Origin of the sequence: Parabacteroides distasonis, assembly GCF_004793765.1 — a bacterium.
Taxonomy (GTDB): domain Bacteria; phylum Bacteroidota; class Bacteroidia; order Bacteroidales; family Tannerellaceae; genus Parabacteroides; species Parabacteroides distasonis_A.
The window spans coordinates 1-21,159 of sequence record NZ_SRYM01000063.1 but is presented as its reverse complement, the minus strand read 5'-3'; the positions used below and the strand labels follow the sequence as shown (position 1 = coordinate 21,159).

Here is a 21,159-nt window from a genome sequence, read left to right as displayed (position 1 = left end):
GAGGCAAAGATAATGTAATTTCGACATAGGTGAAATAATTATGAATAACTACTTATAAGAAAAAAACAATAAATCACATTAATATAACGCAAAAAAAACTGTTATAAAACACGCCGTTCTTGAAATCCAAGTCTTTGGGCTATTTGTTCTTATAGAACAAATTTTTAATTCTATGGACAATAAAGAAACACTAAAACAGTTAGCCTTTGTCACTTCTCAGATAAAGGAGTTATGGATTGTAATTAACAACCTAAGGTCTAAAAATGAAAAAACGCCAAAATTTTCTGAGGCAAAAGGTAAAATCTTGTATGTTTCCTTTGTGAAGAATACATCTAAAGACAAGGCTGGTGAAGGTTAGAAATTCCTTCTTTAGACAAGAGACCGTTTCAGACACCAGAAACGGCCTTTTTATTATTCAAGAGCATTTTGTTTGTGACTTAAAAATTTGTTGCATATATTTGCGAATACGAATTGATATTTTCGTTTTCGAAATCATTAATGTGTTAAAGCTATATAATTGTGAGCATGAAAAGACTTGGTATTATCTTATTAATATTTCTAGGGTTTTCATATGTTTCCTCAGCAGAGGAAGATATACGATCGTTCTTTGAGGAAATCACTATCTCCGGGAAGGCTTATAATATTAGTTTTGGTAGTGCGGAGGAGATTGAGACATTGATTGTCGAGACTGATGATATAAAAGATGGAACATATGAGATTTCAGTTACGCGAGTAGATAATCATATCTATAAAATAGATGAAACTAAATATTATATAGAGATGCCTTACTGTTATGAATACTCTTATGGGGATAAAGCCATTATGAAGGTTGAGTCCTATATGGGGTATAAAGTAGGAACTTTGATTTTTGTAGAAGATTGATTAGAATCATAAAAAATATACAATAACACGGTACACAAAACAGTACATAAATGTGTACTATTTGGATAAAATATGGAAAACTGTATTTTGTAACGTTTTGAGAATCAGTATTGAAAAAAATTAAATTTATCATTTTCGGAATCTCATCCTGCGTACTTAAATAAAGAAATAAAAGCATGATCTATTCATTAGGTCATGCTTTTTTATATGCCAAAATGACAGACTAATGAGATTAACGAACATAAAAAAAGCCGGACTCACGCCCGGCTTCTATATTTATAGACAACTTATTCAGCATCTTTCTTCTTTATCGAAGTCGTGATTTTCTGCTCTTCCTTATCAAAGCCTACGATAATCGTATCACCTTCGCCTACCGAGGCACGGATAATCATCTCTGCCATCTCATCTTCCAGATACTTCTGGATCGAACGTTTCAACGGACGGGCACCGAATTGAATATCGTAGCCTTTTGTTGCGATGAAATCTTTAGCCTCGTCTGTGATCGACAGCTCATAGCCCAGATTTGATACACGTTGATACAGACCTTGTAATTCAATATCGATAATCTTATGAATAGCGGCTTTATCAAGCTGATCGAACATAATGATATCATCCACGCGGTTCAAGAACTCTGGAGCAAACGCTTTATTCAACGCTTTTTGGATCACGCTACGGGAAAAATCCTTATCCGGTTCCCCGGCCATCTGAGTATTGAAGCCAACGCCACGACCGAAATCTTTCAATTGCCGGGTACCAATATTGGAAGTCATGATCAAGATCGTATTCTTGAAATCAATACGTCTACCCAAACTATCCGTCAAACGGCCTTCATCCAAGACTTGCAGCAGTAAGTTAAATACATCCGGATGCGCTTTCTCGATCTCGTCCAATAAGACTACCGAATAGGGCTTGCGACGTACTTTTTCTGTTAACTGGCCACCTTCCTCGTAACCAACGTATCCGGGAGGCGCTCCGATCAAACGGGAAACAGCGAATTTCTCCAAGTATTCGCTCATATCGATACGCACCAAAGAATCCGCCGAGTCAAATAGATATTCAGCAAGCTTCTTGGCTAAGTGAGTTTTACCTACACCCGTTGGCCCTAGGAACATAAAAGTGCCGATCGGCTTATTCGGATCTTTCAAGCCAACACGGTTACGTTGAATTGCCTTTACGATCTTTTGAACAGCATCATCCTGCCCCACCACCTTACTTTTCAATACGTCCGCCATTTCCAGAAGCTTGACATTCTCTGCCTTAGCGATGCGTTGAACAGGCACACCGGACATCATGGCAACAACTTCAGCGACCTTCTCTTCATCAACCGTCTCCCGATGTTCTTGAAGCTCTTGTTCCCATTTAGCTTTCGCAGCCTCCAGTTGCAATAAATATTGACGCTCCTTATCGCGGAAACTCGCGGCTAACTCAAAGTTCTGAGATTTCACGGCCGCTAATTTCTCATTCTTAGTATCCTCGATCTTTGCCTCAAGCTCTTCGATACTTTTCGGAACAATGATATTAGATATATGTACACGAGAGCCGGCCTCGTCTAAAGCATCGATCGCCTTATCCGGGAAATTACGGTCGCTGATATATCTTTCTGTCAATTTTACACACGCTTGCAAAGCATCTTCAGTATAGATCACGTTATGGTGCTCCTCATAACGAGGTTTGATGTTACGCAAGATCTGCAAAGTTTCTTCCGCTGTTGTCGGATCAACGATCACTTTCTGGAACCGACGTTCCAACGCACCGTCTTTCTCGATATTCTTACGATATTCATCCAAGGTAGTAGCACCGATGCATTGAATCTCACCACGAGCCAACGCAGGTTTCAGCATATTCGCCGCATCCATAGATCCGGAAGCGGAACCAGCGCCAACGATCGTATGGATCTCATCGATAAACAGGATGATATTCGGGTTCTTCGATAACTCATTCAAAATAGCCTTAATACGTTCCTCGAATTGCCCGCGGTATTTCGTACCGGCGACAATAGAAGCCATATCCAAGCTAATCACACGCTTATCGAATAATACCCGGGAAACCTTGCGCTGAACAATGCGCAAAGCCAATCCCTCTACGATAGCCGACTTACCCACACCCGGCTCACCAATCAGTACCGGATTATTTTTCTTCCTGCGGCTTAATATCTGTGCCAAACGCTCGATCTCCTTCTCACGTCCTACGATCGGATCCAGGCGGTTCTCCGCAGCAGCACGTGTCATATCCGTTCCGAAGTTATCCAGAACAGGCGTATCATTAGGGGATTTTGGCTGAGCGGCTCCCGCTCCAGTACCGGAAGAAGGGCGAGATGCCTCACGACGGGAAGAGAAACCTTCGTCATCGTCATCCTCGTCATCATCCGTATATCCGTCGCTGATCTCGTCGAATTCTTCTATATTGTTCAAACCGGTCCCGCTTACTAATATATTGTATGCGGAACGATACGTAATACCTGCGTCATTCAACGCCTTAGCTGCTACGTTAAATTCCTCTTTCAATATCGCCAATAGGAGATGTTCCGTATCGGTCTCATCCTTCCTGAACAAACGAGATTCCAACATACTCATACGCAAGACACGTTCCGTGGTCTTGCTTATAGCGATCTCATGCTGGACGGAATCCTCCGAATCGAATGTGTTCTTTATTTCTTGCTCGATCTTGCGTTTAATATCCATCGGATCAGTATGTAGTTCTCGTAAGACACGCATTGCCTCGCCTTCGCCTTCCCGAATGATGCCTAACATCAAATGTTCCGGACCGATATAGCTGTTCTGGAGCCTAGTCGCTTCTTCACGGCTATACTCGATCACGTCTATCAATCTTTTCGAATAATTCTTCATATTATATTTAATGTGCTAATTACGCAAAGTTACATAATCTATTCCAACTATCATCAAATTTCGTGCCATTATTCCTTAATAAGCCTTGAAAAGCCTGGAGAGGCAAAATTTCAAGGCAAATTCTTTCGTAGTATACGGAAAAACCTTACCTTAGTGCAATTTTTCAGAGGTGAGATATTGAGTGTAATTAATATAAAACTAAATGGTTGATCAAGACAGAATTATTAAGATTAACATCGAAGAGGAAATGAAATCGGCATACATTGATTATTCAATGTCTGTCATTGTTTCACGTGCTCTTCCTGATGTTAGGGATGGCTTTAAGCCAGTTCACCGCCGTATTTTATTTGGAATGAATGAACTGGGTAACACATCCGACAAACCTTATAAAAAATCTGCGAGAATAGTTGGTGAAGTTTTAGGTAAATATCATCCACATGGCGACTCGTCTGTATATTTCGCCATGGTTCGTATGGCCCAGGCATGGTCTATGCGTTATCCGTTAGTAGACGGACAAGGTAACTTCGGTTCAGTGGACGGTGATAGCCCTGCTGCCATGCGTTACACAGAGGCACGATTGAGCAAGCTAGCCGAAGAAATGCTTCGGGATATCGATAAGGACACGGTAGATTTCCAGCTTAACTTCGATGATACGTTGAAGGAGCCGACCGTATTACCGACTCGTATTCCCAACTTGCTGGTAAATGGAGGATCCGGTATCGCCGTTGGTATGGCTACGAATATGCCGACTCATAACTTGAGCGAGGTATTAGACGGCTGTATCGCCTATATCGATGCCAAGGGAGATATCGAAGTAGAGGGTTTAATGCAATATATCAAGGCCCCAGACTTCCCGACAGGCGCTACTATTTATGGCTACGCAGGTGTAAAAGATGCTTTCGAGACGGGTAGGGGACGTGTCATCCTTCGTGGTAAAGCCGAAATCGAGGTGGAAAATAATCATGAGAAGATTATTATTACCGAGATCCCTTATTTGGTAAATAAAGCTGAATTGATCAAGTATATCGCTGATCTGGTAAACGAGAAGCGTATCGATGGTATTTCCAATGTCAATGACGAGTCCGACCGTAGCGGTATGCGTATCGTAGTTGATGTGAAACGTGATGCGAACTCGAGCGTCGTACTGAATAAATTGTATAAGCTTACGGCTCTGCAATCCTCATTCAGCGTTAATAATATCGCTTTGGTGAATGGCCGTCCGAAGTTGCTTAATTTAAAAGACCTGATCAAGGCCTTTATTGAGCACCGTCATGAGGTCGTTATCCGCCGTACTAAATATGAATTGAGGAAAGCGGAAGAGAGAGCCCATATATTGGAAGGCTTGATCATCGCTTCCGATAATATAGACGAGGTAATCGCAATTATCAAGTCTTCCAAGAGCCCGCTAGAGGCCATCGAGCGTTTGATCGAACGTTTCTCTTTATCTGAGCTTCAAGCACGTGCGATTGTCGAGATGAGACTTCGCCAGTTAACAGGTCTGGAACAAGACAAATTACGTGCGGAATATGAGGAGATCGAGAAGTTGATCGCTTATTTGAAAGAGATTCTCGAGAACGAGGATCTTTGCATGAAGGTTATCAAAGACGAATTGCTGGAAATCAAGGAGAAGTATGGCGACGAACGCAAGACGGATATCGTTTACGCTTCCGAGGAATTGAATCCGGAGGATTTCTATGCGGATGATGAGATGATCATTACCGTATCTCATATGGGATATATCAAACGTACCCCGTTAAGTGAGTTCCGAGCTCAAGGCCGTGGGGGCGTAGGAGCGAAGGGTTCCGAGACTAGGGACGAGGATTTTGTTGAGTATATCTATCCGGCATCCATGCATGCCACCTTATTATTCTTCACAGCAAAAGGTAAATGTTATTGGTTGAAAGTATTCGAGATTCCGGAAGGAGCTAAGAACGCTAAAGGGCGTGCGATCCAGAATCTTCTGAATATCGAGCCGGATGACAAGGTACAAGCCTTTATACGTGTTAAGAAATTAACCACCGATACGGAATTCATTAATTCTCATTACCTATTATTCTGCACGAAGAAAGGCGTGATTAAAAAGACTTTGTTGGAGGCATATTCCCGTCCTCGTCAAAACGGTGTGAACGCTATTACATTGCGTGAAGACGATGGCTTGATCCAAGTATGTATGACGAATGGCAATAACGAGGTTATCATAGCAAACCGTAACGGTCGTGCGATTCGTTTCCATGAAAGTACGGTACGCGTAATGGGCCGTACGGCTTCCGGTGTGAAAGGTATGACTTTGGACGAGGATAATACCGATGAAGTAGTAGGTATGATCTGTATCAAGGACAGGGAAAAAGAGACCGTACTCGTCGTATCAGAGCAGGGATATGGAAAACGTTCCTCTATCGACGATTATCGTATGACAAATCGTGGCGGTAAAGGTGTAAAAACCATTAATATCACGGAGAAGACCGGTAAATTAGTCGCCATCAAGAATGTTACGGACGAGAACGATTTAATGATTATCAATAAGTCGGGTATCGCTATCCGTATGAAAGTGAATGATTTGAACGTAATCGGACGTGCTACTCAAGGTGTTCGTTTGATTAATCTAGAAAAGCGTAACGACGAAATCGCTTCTGTATGTAAAGTATTGTCTGAGAGTGAAGAGGAGATAGCCGAGCAAAAAGCGGAACAAGAAGCCAGACAAGAGAATAGTGAGGGAAGAGAGTTCAGTGAGAATCAAGCTAGTCTAGGTACCGATGTTAGCCTGCCGGAATCTGAGGAGAATAACGAGCAAAATGATAACGAAGAAATAACTGAATAATTTTAAATAAATAGAAATATTAATCTCAAAATTACTATCGCAATGAAACGAGTATTATTAACAGTGACACTATGTGTCGCAGCATCGGTCTCTTTTGCACAGAAAAAAGCTGTAAATGAGGCTCAAAGTATAGCTAAGGGGGCAACTCCTGATTTCTCGGAAGCCAGAACTCTTATTAAAGGGGCTTTGGAAAATCCTGAAACAAAGAATGACGCTAAAACTTGGTATGTTGCCGGTTTTATCGAGGATCAACAGTTCAGCAACGAAAGAACAAAACAAGTCTTGGGTCAACAACCGGATGAGCCAGTTATGTATGAGGCATTGGGTAGTATTTTGCCGTACTTTGAGAAAGCATATGAGTTAGATCAACTTCCTAATGAAAAAGGAAAAGTTAAACCTAAATTCACGAAAGATATCAAGGGTATCTTAGGGGCAAACCATGTATATTACATCAATGGTGGTGCTTACTATTTCGATCAGAAAGACTATAACAAAGCTTACGATTTCTTTGAGCAATATCTGAAAATCTCTGATATGCCGATGTTTAAAGGCGAGGCTGTCGCAGAAAGAGATTCAAACTTCATGACAGTTCAGTTCTATGCCGCTGTAGCAGCGACCCAACTAGGTGATTCACAAAAAGCTATCGCAGCGTTAGAGCGTGCAAAAAATACGGATTATAGAGCAAGCGAGGTATATCAATACTTATGCTATGAGTATGATCAAGCTAAGGACACCGTAAACTTGGAGAGAACTTTGGAAGAAGGTATGAATAAATTCCCTGAGGAACAGTATTTCTTAATGAGCCTTATCAACAATTACATCTATTCCAATAGAAATGAGAAAGCTATCGAATACTTGAACACAGCTATCACTAAGGATTCCAACAATGCTCAACTTTATGATGTAATGGGCCGTGTTTATGAGACGGGGTTGAAAGATTACGCTAAAGCCGAAGAGTATTTCAAGAAAGCATTGGCAATCAATCCGGACTATATCGAATCTCTTTCTAACTTAGGTCGTGTATATTACAACCAAGGTGTAAACAAGCAAGGTGAGGCTAATATGATCAACGACGCAAAACAGTATCAAGAGGAATTAGGCAAAGCTAAGGAATTTTTTAAGCAAGCTCTTCCTTATTTTGAGAAAGCTCACCAAATGAAACCGGAAGAAAGAGAATATATGACCGCTTTAAGAGGTATTTACTACAACTTGAATATGGGTGATAAATTCGATGCTATTGAAGCAGAGATGAATAAGTAATTTTCTCTTTAAGAAATGAATTGGAACCGTCTAGTAACTTTATTTACTAGACGGTTTTTTATTGTGTATCATGTATCCGGATAGTAGTTTTTTGATTATTCACAACACTATTAAACATAATGGGAATTATAAAGTCAATAGTGAGAGGCAGAGCTTATTACATTTTACATGGGCTGATGTAAGAAATAAATTCGAATGTCGGCCTAGTATATTACATTAATTACTATCTTTGATACACTAACAAAAAATAATCCTTATGTTCAGTAAAGAAACTTATATGGCCCGCCGGGCTAAGCTGCAACAAACCATAGGTTCCGGTTTGTTGCTATTCCTTGGAAACGACGAGAGTGGAATGAACTACGCCGATAATACGTATCACTTCCGTCAAGACTCTACCTTCTTGTATTTCTTCGGATTGCCATACGCCGGGTTATCCGCTATCATCGATATCGATAACGATAAGGAGATCATCTTTGGCGATGAGTTGACTATAGACGCGATTGTATGGATGGGTACTCAACCCACCCTGAAAGAGAAGAGCGAGGCCGCAGGTATCAAGGAAGTCCATCCTTTCAAGGAGATCGAGACTTACTTGAAGAATGCCCAGCAAAAAGGCCAGCCAATCCATTATCTGCCAACGTATCGTGCGGAACACCAGATCAAATTATTCCAATGGTTGGGTATCGTACCCGGCGCAGAGAAACCTTCCGTACCTTTCATCATGGGTGTCGTAAACCAACGGAATTACAAGAGCGAGGAAGAAATCGCCGAGATCGAGAAAGCTTGTATCGTAACCGCCGATATGCACCTGACCGCTATGCGTACCGTACGTCCAGGAATCCGGGAATCGGATGTAGCGGCTGCCGTAGCGGAAGTCGCTTTTGCCAACAATTACCAGCTCTCCTTCCCTATCATCGCCACGATCAATGGGCAAACTTTGCACAACCATGATCATAGTCATATGATTAAGAGCGGCGATATGCTGTTATTGGACGCCGGTGCCGAGACTGAGATGGGATATGCCGGAGACATGTCATCCACTATCCCGGCCGACTCTAAGTTCACGGCCCGTCAAAAAGACATTTATGATATTCAAGTAGCTGCCCATGAGGCTGCCGTAGCGGCTTTGCGCCCGGGTATTCCTTTCGTGGATGTATATGAGTTGTCTTGTAAAGTGATCATGGAGGGTTTAAAGGACCTTGGTTTCGTGAAAGGAGATCCGATGGAGGCCGTAAAAGCTGGTGCTCACGCCATGTTTATGCCTTGTGGCTTAGGCCATATGATGGGATTGGATGTACATGATATGGAGAATCTGGGAGAGGTATATGTTGGTTATGACGGACAACCGAAGAGTACGGAATTCGGACGTAAATCATTGCGCTTGGGACGTAAGCTGGAACCGGGTTTTGTCTTGACCATCGAGCCGGGCGTATACTTCATCCCTGAATTAATGGATTTATGGAGAGGCCAGAACAAGTTCACCGAATTCATCAATTACGAGAAGTTGTTTACATATAAAGATTTCAGTGGCATACGTAACGAGGAAGACTATCTGATTACCGAGAACGGTGCTCGCTTATTAGGAAAGAAGATCCCTTTGCGTACGGAAGAAGTAGAAGCGATTCGATAAATCCTATACATTATTATAATGTAGCTTATGTAAGAGGGGCCGTGCCCAAATGAACACAGCCCCTCTTTGCTAAATAATACTGATTAAATTGCTTTCAGAATCTCGGTCAGTTTTTCCGGGGTGACATTGGCGGCGATTATCACTCCTTCGTCGTTAATCAAGAAGTTCTTGAAACCTTTTCTTAAATCATACTTCTTGTACAACTCTGACTCTTTACCCAATCCTTCGTAAAATTGCGTTGACAGATCTAACTTGTCAATCTTTACCGTCTCGGTAAAAATAGATTCTTTCTCATCCATAGAGATCGAACACATCGCGATTTTGTCCGGACCAAACTTGTTAACCTCATTCGCCAATTGTACGTTACGAGCCCGCGATTCCGCATCGTAAGCCGCCCAAAAGTTGAGCAATGTATAACGTCCTAATTGGTTGTGGAAACTAGCTTCAGCGTCGTTTCCCAAAAACTCTATTCTCGGAGCTAGATCACCGGGGTTCACGCCCTCGGTAAGTTTCGCCTTTTTCGAACCCGCAGACATTCCTAATAACGCTACCGATGCGATGAGAACATAAGCTCTTACCTTCATATTTTCAATTTTACGTTAAACTTAATCGGGGGAATCTCCCGAAGGACAAACTCCCGACTCCTGATTTTCAGGATCGTAAACAGGCATGTTTCTTTCGCTAAAGAGACACTTACTTGCCTTTAACGAATGCAAATATAAAACCAAATACTTCTTTCTACCAAATTATATAGCGATTTTCTGCAAAATAACAAGCTTTTTTATATGTTTTAGCGCATATATTGGCAAAAAATTAACTGTTTTGCAACATAAATTTAGAAGTAAGGTACCTATTCTCTCTCCGATGGAACCAAAAAATCATCAAGAATCATTAGCTTCCCAGTCCCTTGCCTTTAGACCGAGAACAGGGAATCCTTAGTGATTTCATCCTTAAGTATAGATCATCCAACGGCTGTTGCATAATCATGCAACAGTTGGTGCATGATCTTCCAACAGCTGTTAGATGATCATGCACCAACTGAAAAATTCGTAATGCTTCAAGAACAAACCGTTAATCCTTCTTGGAAAAGAGGCTAATAGCATTAAGAGATTCCCTTTAACCACCTTGCATCGTCATCTTGAAAAATGAAAGAAAAAAAGCCCGGTATTAATTACCGGGCTTTCCTGTTTTATTTTCTGGCGGGGGAACCAATACTCCCTCTTTAATAAATTCATCATATACGATCTTCGGATGATCTCGCGGAGAGGCCAATTGATATTCCGCCACGAAATTATCCCGCCTGAATTTCTTCAGCTTAAGATTTTCCGCGCTGTAATTCCGCAAGGTCTCTCTCCTATCACCAAACAAAGAACTATTCAGCACCTCCGAATCCAGGATATTTTCTTTCGGAGTCATCATAGGCAAAAGGTTCTGCTCCAGCAATCCTCTATAAGCGCCAATGTATTCGCACCAAACAGAATTACCTTTTTGATAGATTCGATAGGTGTAGTTAGACCAAGCTGTCGTTACGTGAATCTCGTGCTCCCAGATATCAACGGACGCCTCCGAATCAAAGTAGGGATCTTTAATCGTCACACGTCGCAGTCCATGATTTTCATCTCTCACTAAAGTCAGCCACTTATCTGAATGGAGTATTTCAGAAATAATGTCGGGCAACTTTTCCTTGATTTCAAATTGGATTCTCATACATTTCGCCTGCCGGTCAGGACTTTTTAAGATTGCCAGGTTCTCATTAAACATTTCGTCATTAATACGATAAAACAAATATAAGCAAAAATGTTCAATATAATGTACCCTTTTTCGATAATTCTTACGTACTTTTGCCTAATAGAATGACAGATATGACACAAAACGACGAAATAATACTGATAAATATCAATGGAGCGGATCGCCCGGGCGTAACGGCAGCTCTCACAGAGATTCTGGCCAAGAACAATGCGGTTATCTTAGATATCGGTCAAGCGGATATCCATAACCATCTGTCATTGGGTATCTTGTTCCAAAGCACGGAAGGAAATTCCGGCGATATATTGAAAGAACTACTGTTCAAGAGTTATGAATTAGATGTCAATATCCGCTTCAACCCCATTACAGAGCAGGAATACAGTAAATGGGTGAATATGCAAGGCAAGAACCGGTATATCATCACGATATTAAGCCGTAAGCTTACAGCCAAGCAAATAGCGGGTGTTTCCCGGATCGTGGCGGAGCAAGATATGAATATTGATGATATCAAGCGACTCACGGGACGTATTCCGTTGGACGAGAACGCCCGTACCCCCAAGGCGAGCGTGGAGTTTTCCGTCCGGGGTACCCCGAAAGACAAGGAGTCCATGAAAGCGGCGTTCATGAAGCTTTCCACGGAGCTGGATATGGATATCTCTTTCCAAGAAGATAGTATGTATCGCCGTATGCGCCGCTTGATCTGTTTTGATATGGACTCTACCTTGATCGAGACGGAGGTTATAGACGAGTTGGCGATACGTGCCGGAGTTGGCGATCAAGTGAAAGCGATTACGGAGGCGGCCATGCGCGGAGAGATCGATTTCTGCGAGAGCTTCCGCCAACGTTGTGCCTTATTAAAGGGGCTGGATGTATCCGTGATGCAAGAGATCGCCGAGAATCTGCCGATCACCGAAGGTGTGGACCGCTTGATGCGTATCTTGAAAAAGGTAGGCTTCAAGATCGCTATCCTTTCCGGAGGTTTCACTTACTTCGGCAATTTCCTTAAACAAAAATATAATATCGATTATGTATACGCCAACGAACTTGAGATCGAAGATGGTAAGCTAACAGGTAATCATGTGGGCGATATCGTAGATGGGAAACGTAAAGCGGAGTTATTACGCCTGATCGCACAAGTGGAAAACGTGGATATTCGCCAAACCGTAGCGGTTGGCGACGGGGCGAACGACTTGCCGATGATTAGTATCGCCGGTCTGGGTATCGCCTTCCATGCCAAACCGAAGGTAAAGGCGACCGCCAAGCAATCTATCTCTACGATCGGCCTCGATGGTATCTTATATTTCTTAGGATACAAGGATTCATATTTGGAAGAACAGATGTAATATATAATAATTAATGTATAGCGATTATGATCAGACACATTGTAATGTTTAAATTGAAGGAGTTTCAGACTCCGGTGGAGAAACAAGCCAAAATGCAAGAAATTAAGGATAAACTGGAAGCCTTGATCAATAAAATAGACGTATTGCAAATGATCCGTGTAGATTTTAATTGTAATCCGGCAGAGACGTGGGATATTATCCTGACTACGGAGCTGGCTACCTTGGAGGATGTAAATACTTACGCCAACCATCCGGAACACGTTGCGGTAGCAAAAGGTATAATTGGCCCGGTAAAGGCCGACAGAGCTTGTGTTGATTATGAAGTCCTTTGATATCGAGGAGCGTGTCGGCCAAGCGGTCAACAATTTCGAATCGGGATATAACTGCGCCCAATCCGTATTCTTGGCCTATTCGGATGTTTTTGAGTTGGATTTGGAATTGGCGAAAAAGATGTCCGTCTCTTTCGGAGGTGGTGTCGGACGTATGCGTGAAGTATGTGGCACCGTTAATGCGATGGCGATGTTAGCCGGATTTAAGTATCCGGTATTTGATCCGCAAGACCAAGAGGCACGTACCCGCAACTATGGTATGGTACAAAAAATGGCGGCTTTATTCAAGGAAAAGCATGGAACGATCATTTGCCGTAGCCTTCTTCCTCCGGAAGAGACATCGACAAATCCCGCTCCTTCCGCTCGCACGCAACAGTATTATGCCAAACGTCCTTGTAGTAAATACGTAGAGGAAGCAGCTCGTATCACCGGGTACATGCTAAAGGGCGAACTTGAATAAACGGCTTGTCAAGCCAGAAGACGTATTTGTGAAATATAGCCAAGTCTCCGGATCTCAGAGAATAACTCACCGTAAGAAGACTTGGATTTCACATTGACCTTATAAGTAATTATCGATGTATTCTTGTCGTAATTATGTTCATAAGAGAGACTTATGATAAATATGCTCTTGTTTTCCAAAATTTTCCGAATGCCTTTAAGATCGGGAGTCGAGGTTGAGCAATTTATCGTAAGTATTTTATTTACACCATCCAAATACATACGTCGCTCCAACCTTTCTAAAGATACCAATACGAACAAGGTAAATGCCGTAGTGATCGAGGCGGCCAAGAACATGCCGGCACCAGCGGCCAGACCTATTACAGCCATTACCCAAATACAAGCCGCCGTAGTGAGTCCATGCACGCTTCCATGACTTTGGATAATAGCCCCCGCTCCCAAGAAACCAATACCCGTAAGGACTTGGGCGGCGATACGCCCTGGGTCTCCATTCAAGAAATTCGGATAGGTTTGTGGTATCCAGATAGATATCAACATGGCGGCGGCAGATCCCATACAGATCAAGGTAAAGGTTCGCATACCAGCGTCCCTGCGGCGAAATTGCCTTTCTACACCGATAATAGCGCCAAGCACGAAGCTGATAGCTAATCGTACGGCGGCGGTCGAGGCCGTTATCTGAGTATTCTCTAAAATATTGTTCAAATGTTCCAGCATAGCCTGTCATTCATTCTAAGTTATACAAATATAGAAAATTTCTATGTACCGCTTATGGAATGAAAACAATGTAAAATCGTCAAAAGTTGTATCTTTGAGACAGAATAAAAGTCATTCACCTTCTAAACTTAGAAAAATTGAAAATAATAACGTACAATACAAATGGATTAAGGGCTGCCGTAGGCAAAGGCTTGCCCGAATGGTTGGCTCAAGAGCAGCCAGACGTGTTATGTATCCAAGAGACAAAGTTACAACCAGACCAGTTTCCGGCGGAAACATTCGAGACTTTAGGATATAAGTCTTATTTGTTTAGTGCCCAAAAGAAGGGATATAGTGGCGTGGCTATTCTTACAAAGCAGGAACCGGATCATATCGAGTATGGGATGGGGATCGAGAAGTATGATAATGAGGGACGTTTCCTCCGTGCGGATTTCGGAGATGTATCGATCGTAAGTGTCTATCATCCTTCCGGGACTAGCGGAGATGAACGACAGGATTTTAAGATGATGTGGTTGGAAGATTTCCAGAAGTATGTCATCGAGTTACAGAAATCCCGTCCCAACTTAATTCTCTGTGGCGATTACAACATTTGCCACGAGCCGATAGATATTCATGATCCGATCAGGAACGCAAAGAACAGCGGTTTCCTTCCGGAAGAACGGGAATGGATGACTCGCTTTTTATCCGCAGGTTTTACGGATACATTTCGCTTCTTGAACCCGGATAAGCAAGAATATACATGGTGGAGTTATCGCTTCAATTCCAGATCTAAAAATAAAGGATGGCGTATTGATTATTGTATGGTTAGCGACAATATGAAGCCGAAAGTTAAAGCCGCTTATATATTAAACGATGCCGTACATTCTGATCATTGTCCGGCCGTGTTGGAGATCGAATGATTTTTCATAATAAAAAGAAAGGATGTGTTCTTTTTGCGTAAGCGAACACATCCTTTTTTATTATTGAAAAAATGGAAATAAAGTCTATAAATGAACTTAGATTATCTCTGAATATCCAATGCTCCGATCAACTCTTTTACTGATTTAAAACCATGTCGGTCGCAATAGTCATTCAATCCATCAATAACCTTGATAGAAACAGTTGGATCTACAAAGTTATAAGTTCCGATTTGGATAGCACTAGCCCCAGCTAACATGAACTCCACGGCATCTTTCCAATTTGAAATACCTCCCAAACCTATAATTGGAATCTTTACCGCATGATATGTTTGCCATACCATACGTAGAGCTACAGGTTTTACGCAAGGCCCGGAAAGACCTCCAGTTATTGTAGATAATATAGGTTTACGTTTCTCTGCGTCGATGGCCATTCCAAGCATCGTATTAATTAACGAAACAGAATCCGCACCCTCCGCTTCAACAGCTTTAGCGATCTCTGTAATATCAGTTACATTAGGAGAAAGTTTTACAATAAGTGTCTTTGGATAAACCCTACGAACAGCCTTAACAACCTCCCCCGCACCACACGTAGTAACGCCGAAAGCCATACCACCTTGCTTTACGTTCGGACAAGAAATGTTCAGTTCGATAGCGGGAATCCTATCCAACTCTGCGATCTTTTCCGCACACTCGACATACGTTTCAACCGAAGATCCACTCACGTTTACGATCATATTCGTATCGATGTCCTTGATCTCCGGATAAATATGCTCAGCGAAATAATCGGCGCCCTTATTCTGAAGCCCCACGGCATTCAACATTCCGGAAGGAGTCTCCGCCATTCTTGGATAATCATTACCTTCACGAGGTTGGATAGTGGTACCTTTCACGAAAATACCCCCCAAACGTGAAATGTCCATGAAATCAGCATATTCTATACCATATCCGAACGTGCCGGATGCTGTCATTACCGGATTTTTCAACGGTAAATTCCCAATGTTTACATTTAATTCAGCCATGACAATTTCTCAATATTAAATACGGGACCTTCTGTACATACACACACATTATGACCTTCCTTGTTTTTCTCTACGCAGCACAAACAAGCACCTATGCCACAAGCCATCGTGTTCTCAAGAGAAACCTCGCAAGAAATAGCTTCCGCACCTGCGTATTTCGCTACCGCCACCATCATTGGTTTAGGACCACAAGTATAAATCTGGTCAAATCGAACCTCTTTAAGGATCGTATGGTTAGTCACATACCCTTTCTCGCCTAGCGAACCATCTTCGGTTGTGATATAAACCTTACCAAATCTCTGGAATTCATCTAATTGCAATACATCATCCTTAGAACGAGCCCCAAGTAGAAAAGTAGGCTCAAAACCGGCTTCTTTTAAACAAGCTCCTAGATATAACATCGGAGCGGTTCCAACACCACCACCAATCAGCAAAAGTCTTTTGTTCTCCTGTTCCTTAGAAGGAATTGTAAAACTATTACCCAGTGGTAGCATTATGTTTACAATATCACCGGGACGGAATTCTGCCATTTTTCTCGTGCCATCACCAACAAGTTGAATTAATAACCACAACTCATTTTTAGACTTATCTACATAGTTGACAGAAATCGGACGACGTAAGAATGTTGTAGGAGAGTTTTCTACATGAACCTCTACAAATTGTCCAGGAAGCATCTCCGGGAGATTATCATCCGAGGTTAACTTTAGCAGGCAATAATTTTTATGAAGGTGACAGTTTTCAGTTACCTTCATGTCTAAGATGTACTTCTTCATATACACGATTACTCAATTTATCTGCAAAGATACATGAATATAACGTATATACCGAACAGTTTACCTTAGTCTTTCTTGTTTTTTTCTGGGACGAAAGTATCAAACGTATTGTCGGAGTAAAATATCATTATTTTACTAACATTTTTAGAAGGCTTTTCTTGGCATATAACTTGCTCTACAACAGGTTGCTTTTGGATGTTTACAGGTATCTCAACCCCAATTTCCTTGCGATTTTCGGCAACAACTTGTACATTGGGACGATTTTCAAGCATATTTGTAAACAAATTAGGTTCAGTTAACACATGTTCTCGGATCATTTCGCCTTTGCCAAACAATAGCCAGTCAGAATCAACATAAGTGAACCGTTCCAGTATTTTTAGCAGAACATCCAAACTCGGATTATTTCTCCCAGATATAATATGTGACATTGCCGAACGCTGTATACCGATCGATTCGGCAAATTTAGAAGGGGTAAGTCCTTCACGTTCCATTATTTTTAAAATACGATCTCTCATATTCATATATATCTTAAATTCTTACTAGGATACTGTCATTATGACCGTTTACTAAGATAAATATCCATAAAGTAAACCGGATACAAAGATAAACCAATATTTCCATTTATGCAATTTATTTTTATAAAACTAAATTGATACATATGTATCACGCCGATACATATGTGATGGATAGAACTGTAAACCGTGTTCAATAAGGAGATATAGAGTATTTAGAAAAGCTTTAGAAAAATAGCATATATATCTGATCTATATGTAAATATAATAATACATATGATGTATATTAGGGTTTTTTTATACGTTTGTAGACGAAAAAACATGTTTAGTTAATGTAAACAATCAATATTTCTATATAAAGAACTGGTTATTTATAATTTATAGCAAATCTTACGTGGATAAAGAAATATATAGTAATCCATGATTTATATTAGTAATGTAAACATGATATATTTGTAACGCCTATATAATGATTACAAAAAACCATCAATAGTTGTAATCTACTCAAATACTTTTATTGTGTATATGATTGTAAACATTCATTTCTCGGTTATATTTGTATACAATATAATTTTACTCTATTTATTTTACTGCCAACTTGTCTATTTTCCTTCAACGGATAATGAAAGTAATGTAATAGTCATGCCGATTATAGCTTTAAGTATGGATTTCTTAAAATATTTGAGGAAGAATGTACGTGATCGAATAAATTTTGAAGCCTCAGAGAGATAAAATATACGTAATTAATTGATAAATAAACAAAAAGGCCTCTTTTTCTAGTTTGACTTTTTTATCATTCTAGGAAAAAAGGCCCTTTTGCCTGCACTAAGTCTATGATTTCTGTTTAATGTAAAATTTTGTAAAGTAATTCTTTTAGTAAATCTGCATCTGTCGCTGAAGAGTTTTCCACTCCCTTAGATCTTGCGTCAGTCGTTCGGATATCGCCGATCAAATTAAAAACTTTCATCGCTGGATAATTTTTCATCCCCAAAAGGTAGTCCTTTACTTGATAAGTTCCCCGTAAACCAAGTGCGGTCATCAATCCTGATTCCGATCGATCCTTTGAATAATAACAAATCAGCAAGTTTGAGAAATAGTTAAATAATACAGGAAGTGTCATCTGTATCGGATTACTTTTAGGGTTTTTCTCAAAATACTGAGCGATCCGGTTAGCCTTTAATATATCCTTCATGGCAAGTGCCTTTATCAGCTCAAAGTTATTGTATTCTTTACTAATCCCTATATTTTGCTCGATCAATTCCGGCGTGATGCGTTTTGAGGCCTTTTCAGCCAAGATAATTGCCAGCTTATCTAATTCCTTATTGAGACGGTTTAAATCGTTTCCAAGGAAATCTGAGAGCATTTGAGCGGCTTTTGGATCGATACCGATAGAACGCTGTTGCATCAAAGAGGTGATAAAACTCGGCATTTTATAATCCGGGATCTTTTTTGACTCATATAAAATACCGTTTTTATCGGTTGCAGCCGCTAACGCACGACGACGATCTAAAGTCTTATATTTGTAATTTATGACCAAAATAGTTGATGACAAAGGATTCTTCACATAACTGCTCAGCAACTCTATATCTCTCACTAATTGAGCCTCTCGAACAACTATCAATTGATATTCGGACATCATCGGAAAACGACGTGCCGCATTGATAATAGAAATAGCATCTGTATCTGCGCCGTATAGAATAATCTGATTGAAATCTCTCTCAGATTCCTCTAATACGCTTTTTAATAACAAATCTGTTATTTGATCGATGAAGAAAGGCTCTTCGCCCATCAACACATAAACAGGCTGAAACTTCCTTGCTGTTATATCCCTACAAATCTCCTCGAAAGTAATTTCTTTTTTTGCCATAAATTATGAGGTTTCGCTATTACCAACTAAAACGGATATGACGGATGGTTTTCTTACCATCCAAAATCTGTTGAAGAGCTTCAACTCCCAACATCACCTGTTCTCCTACAAATTGTTGAGTTACTTTCCGGTCACTCGCTTCTGTTTTTACACCATCTTCTTCCATCGGTTTATCCGATATCATCAACAATGCACCCGTAGGTATTTGGTTAGCGAAACCGGCAGTAAGCAAGGTTGCGGTTTCCATATCGATACCAGTGGCATGCGTACTACGAAGATATTCCTTGAAATCATTATCGTATTCCCAAACCCTGCGATTTGTCGTGTAAATCGTACCTGTCCAATAATCTTTTCCATGATCACGTATGGCGGAAGAAATGGCACGAAGCATTGAAAAAGCAGGCAATGAAGGTACCTCAGGTGGTAAATATTCATTCGACGTTCCCTCACCTCGGATCGCCGCTATTGGCAATACATAATCCCCTAATACATTCGCTCTTTTTAATCCTCCACATTTACCGAGGAAAAGCACCGCTTTGGGCATGACTGCTGATAATAAATCCATGATTGTAGCAGCGTTCGCACTTCCCATCCCAAAATTGATAATGGTAATCCCTTCTGCCGAGGCATTAGGCATCGAACTTTTCAATCCCAAGATCGGGACATTAAAATGATCCGCAAATATCTCGACATATTTAGTGAAGTTCGTGAGTAATATGTGCTTAGTGAAGTCTTCTAGCTTTCGCTCGGTATAACGAGGCAGCCAATTTTCTACGATTTCTTGTTTTGTTCTCATAAATAACTACCTTTGAGGTGCATTTTAGTTAGAATATAAATAGCAAATATAGCAAATGCTCCCATTAAATCTACCAAAATTCTCAGTCAAAGTTACGGAGAAAGCAGGAAAGCCTTCTATTTGGGATCCTGTACGCCGAAAATTTGTCGCATTAACGCCAGAGGAATGGGTACGACAACATTTCGTGAACTATTTGGTCACGGAAAAAAACTATCCTCAAGAACTTTTAGCGAATGAAGTAGCAGTAAAACTAAACGGAACATCCAAGCGATGCGATACCGTTGCATACAATCGGTTTCTAGCACCTCTAATGATTGTTGAATATAAAGCCCCGCACATCGAGATAACAAGCACCGTATTCGATCAAATCGTGCGTTATAACATGGTCTTACACGTGAAATACCTAACCGTAAGCAACGGCATGCGTCATTTTTGTTGTAAAATCGACTATGAGAAACAGACATATGCTTTCCTCAAAGATATACCAGAATACAATATATTAGAGAAAATCGTTTAATTACCTAAAATAAGCCCCCTTATCCTTCTATGCACTCGCACGGATCAGATAAGGGCTTACTCAGCCCAACCAGTGAGTAGTTCTATCGATCAGGAATTTACAGTTTGCAGATAAGTCATCTCCTTCTATATACTTGACATCACCGTAAGTTTTAAAAGGTAGTACCCCTAAGACCTCTACCCCCTCATTTTCAAGGCTGGTAAACTTAAATAGATTATATATGCTTAATAGAAAGAGAAGAAAAAGAAACAGGAATACCCTTGCGATACCTCCTGTTTTTTCTATATATTGAATAGATTTCAAATTCATATCCCACACATTAGAAGTTACACATGGGCACAAACGTAGCAATATTCGTCAAATAAACAAATATTTTAACACGAAATTTTTATTTCGTAAAGAGATAATCCTCCGGTTTTGCGATTCGTAAAATATATTCCGGAGTATTAGGGAACCTTTTCGCATACAAAGTGACAGAATCACCCCTCTCAAGCATCGTAGAATTAGATTCCAACGATATTTGGTCAACATTGCGCAATTTTATTTCATCATCTTTATCGAAAAAGAATGAGTATCCTAATAAAACCGCAAAAAAAGACAAAATCAATGGCTTCATGTCTAACGTTTTTATGACTATATAAACTTAGATGCTTATAAAACGATAAACGCTGCATATTATTTCAAAATAATTACATGACATGATACAGATTTACTTCACACGCAATTAACAATTAAAAGAACGTGTGTAA

General features: G+C 40.7%; 20 protein-coding genes. 10 read left to right on the top strand and 10 right to left on the bottom strand.

All coding sequences use genetic code 11. The annotated features are described in order from the left end of the window. The first annotated feature begins 172 nt into the window (after nucleotides 1-172). Both E5342_RS16700 and E5342_RS16695 read left to right on the top strand, forming a co-directional pair. Nucleotides 173-358, top strand: coding sequence for a hypothetical protein (locus E5342_RS16700; RefSeq protein WP_135959852.1), 186 nt, complete (start codon nucleotides 173-175; stop codon nucleotides 356-358). 167 nt (nucleotides 359-525) lie between these two features. Further along, nucleotides 526-882, top strand: a complete 357-nt coding sequence (locus tag E5342_RS16695) for a hypothetical protein (protein WP_135959851.1) — start codon at nucleotides 526-528, stop codon at nucleotides 880-882. Nucleotides 883-1,169: 287 nt separating this feature from the next. Here the strand turns inward: E5342_RS16695 and E5342_RS16690 are convergent, their stop codons facing one another. Further along, entirely contained in the window at nucleotides 1,170-3,728 is a 2,559-nt protein-coding gene (locus E5342_RS16690; RefSeq protein ID WP_135959850.1) for an ATP-dependent Clp protease ATP-binding subunit, read from the bottom strand. Between the two features lie 202 nt (nucleotides 3,729-3,930). On the opposite strand from E5342_RS16690, the gene gyrA reads away from it, so the two are divergent. The 3 genes from gyrA (at nucleotide 3,931) to E5342_RS16675 (ending at nucleotide 9,436) form a co-directional block, all read left to right on the top strand. Then, nucleotides 3,931-6,546, top strand: coding sequence for a DNA gyrase subunit A (gene gyrA / locus E5342_RS16685; RefSeq protein ID WP_121736002.1), 2,616 nt, complete (start codon nucleotides 3,931-3,933; stop codon nucleotides 6,544-6,546). A gap of 42 nt (nucleotides 6,547-6,588) precedes the next feature. Beyond that, on the top strand, nucleotides 6,589-7,806 hold the full coding sequence (locus E5342_RS16680; protein ID WP_121736001.1) for a tetratricopeptide repeat protein: 1,218 nt from the start codon (nucleotides 6,589-6,591) through the stop codon (nucleotides 7,804-7,806). 256 nt (nucleotides 7,807-8,062) lie between these two features. Further along, nucleotides 8,063-9,436 carry an aminopeptidase P family protein gene (locus tag E5342_RS16675; RefSeq protein ID WP_135959849.1) on the top strand — a complete coding sequence of 458 codons (1,374 nt, stop codon included), beginning with the start codon at nucleotides 8,063-8,065 and terminating at the stop codon, nucleotides 9,434-9,436. Between the two features lie 83 nt (nucleotides 9,437-9,519). Here the strand turns inward: E5342_RS16675 and E5342_RS16670 are convergent, their stop codons facing one another. Together E5342_RS16670 and E5342_RS16665 are read right to left on the bottom strand one after the other, a co-directional pair. Then, nucleotides 9,520-10,020, bottom strand: coding sequence for a thioredoxin family protein (locus E5342_RS16670; protein WP_135959848.1), 501 nt, complete (start codon nucleotides 10,018-10,020; stop codon nucleotides 9,520-9,522). A gap of 583 nt (nucleotides 10,021-10,603) precedes the next feature. Beyond that, complete coding sequence (locus E5342_RS16665; RefSeq protein WP_121736015.1) at nucleotides 10,604-11,197, bottom strand: hypothetical protein; 594 nt, start codon at nucleotides 11,195-11,197, stop codon at nucleotides 10,604-10,606. A 101-nt stretch (nucleotides 11,198-11,298) separates the two neighbouring features. Here E5342_RS16665 and serB point away from each other — a divergent pair, with 101 nt between their 5' ends. Genes serB through E5342_RS16650 form a run of 3 tightly spaced genes read left to right on the top strand, consistent with a single transcriptional unit; the run spans nucleotide 11,299 to nucleotide 13,314 of the window. Then, nucleotides 11,299-12,525 carry a phosphoserine phosphatase SerB gene (gene serB, locus E5342_RS16660; RefSeq protein WP_121736014.1) on the top strand — a complete coding sequence of 409 codons (1,227 nt, stop codon included), beginning with the start codon at nucleotides 11,299-11,301 and terminating at the stop codon, nucleotides 12,523-12,525. A gap of 26 nt (nucleotides 12,526-12,551) precedes the next feature. Next, nucleotides 12,552-12,857, top strand: a complete 306-nt coding sequence (locus E5342_RS16655) for a Dabb family protein (protein WP_121735998.1) — start codon at nucleotides 12,552-12,554, stop codon at nucleotides 12,855-12,857. Then, nucleotides 12,844-13,314: a C-GCAxxG-C-C family protein gene (locus tag E5342_RS16650; RefSeq protein ID WP_135959847.1), complete on the top strand. Its 471-nt coding sequence runs from the start codon at nucleotides 12,844-12,846 to the stop codon at nucleotides 13,312-13,314. The genes E5342_RS16655 and E5342_RS16650 overlap by 14 nt, the downstream gene beginning before the upstream one ends. An 8-nt stretch (nucleotides 13,315-13,322) precedes the next feature. Here E5342_RS16650 and E5342_RS16645 read toward each other — a convergent pair whose 3' ends face one another. After that, the gene (locus tag E5342_RS16645) at nucleotides 13,323-14,027 is read right to left on the bottom strand and encodes an MgtC/SapB family protein (protein ID WP_135959846.1); all 705 of its coding nucleotides are present in this window, start codon (nucleotides 14,025-14,027) and stop codon (nucleotides 13,323-13,325) included. Between the two features lie 137 nt (nucleotides 14,028-14,164). Here E5342_RS16645 and E5342_RS16640 point away from each other — a divergent pair, with 137 nt between their 5' ends. Next, the gene (locus E5342_RS16640) at nucleotides 14,165-14,926 is read left to right on the top strand and encodes an exodeoxyribonuclease III (protein WP_135959845.1); all 762 of its coding nucleotides are present in this window, start codon (nucleotides 14,165-14,167) and stop codon (nucleotides 14,924-14,926) included. A 101-nt stretch (nucleotides 14,927-15,027) separates the two neighbouring features. On the opposite strand, the gene E5342_RS16635 is transcribed toward E5342_RS16640, so the two are convergent. The 5 genes from E5342_RS16635 to E5342_RS16615 form a co-directional block, all read right to left on the bottom strand. Beyond that, nucleotides 15,028-15,945, bottom strand: coding sequence for a dihydroorotate dehydrogenase (locus E5342_RS16635; protein WP_005862273.1), 918 nt, complete (start codon nucleotides 15,943-15,945; stop codon nucleotides 15,028-15,030). Continuing rightward, a complete protein-coding gene (locus tag E5342_RS16630; RefSeq protein WP_135959844.1) occupies nucleotides 15,933-16,718 on the bottom strand; it encodes a dihydroorotate dehydrogenase electron transfer subunit in 786 nt (261 codons plus the stop codon). The genes E5342_RS16635 and E5342_RS16630 overlap by 13 nt, the downstream gene beginning before the upstream one ends. 65 nt (nucleotides 16,719-16,783) lie before the next feature. Beyond that, the gene (locus E5342_RS16625; protein ID WP_009275960.1) at nucleotides 16,784-17,233 is read right to left on the bottom strand and encodes a helix-turn-helix domain-containing protein; all 450 of its coding nucleotides are present in this window, start codon (nucleotides 17,231-17,233) and stop codon (nucleotides 16,784-16,786) included. Nucleotides 17,234-18,074: 841 nt separating this feature from the next. Further along, entirely contained in the window at nucleotides 18,075-19,097 is a 1,023-nt protein-coding gene (gene holA / locus E5342_RS16620; protein WP_121735984.1) for a DNA polymerase III subunit delta, read from the bottom strand. A 19-nt stretch (nucleotides 19,098-19,116) separates the two neighbouring features. Next, nucleotides 19,117-19,893 (bottom strand): AMP nucleosidase, encoded by a 777-nt coding sequence (locus E5342_RS16615; protein WP_005862265.1) that lies wholly within the window; start codon nucleotides 19,891-19,893, stop codon nucleotides 19,117-19,119. Nucleotides 19,894-19,948: 55 nt separating this feature from the next. Between E5342_RS16615 and E5342_RS16610 the strand changes: the two genes are divergently transcribed. Further along, entirely contained in the window at nucleotides 19,949-20,410 is a 462-nt protein-coding gene (locus tag E5342_RS16610) for a type I restriction enzyme HsdR N-terminal domain-containing protein (protein WP_121735983.1), read from the top strand. Between the two features lie 388 nt (nucleotides 20,411-20,798). Here the strand turns inward: E5342_RS16610 and E5342_RS16600 are convergent, their stop codons facing one another. Next, nucleotides 20,799-21,026, bottom strand: coding sequence for a hypothetical protein (locus E5342_RS16600; protein ID WP_246867147.1), 228 nt, complete (start codon nucleotides 21,024-21,026; stop codon nucleotides 20,799-20,801). Between the last annotated feature and the right edge of the window lie 133 nt (nucleotides 21,027-21,159).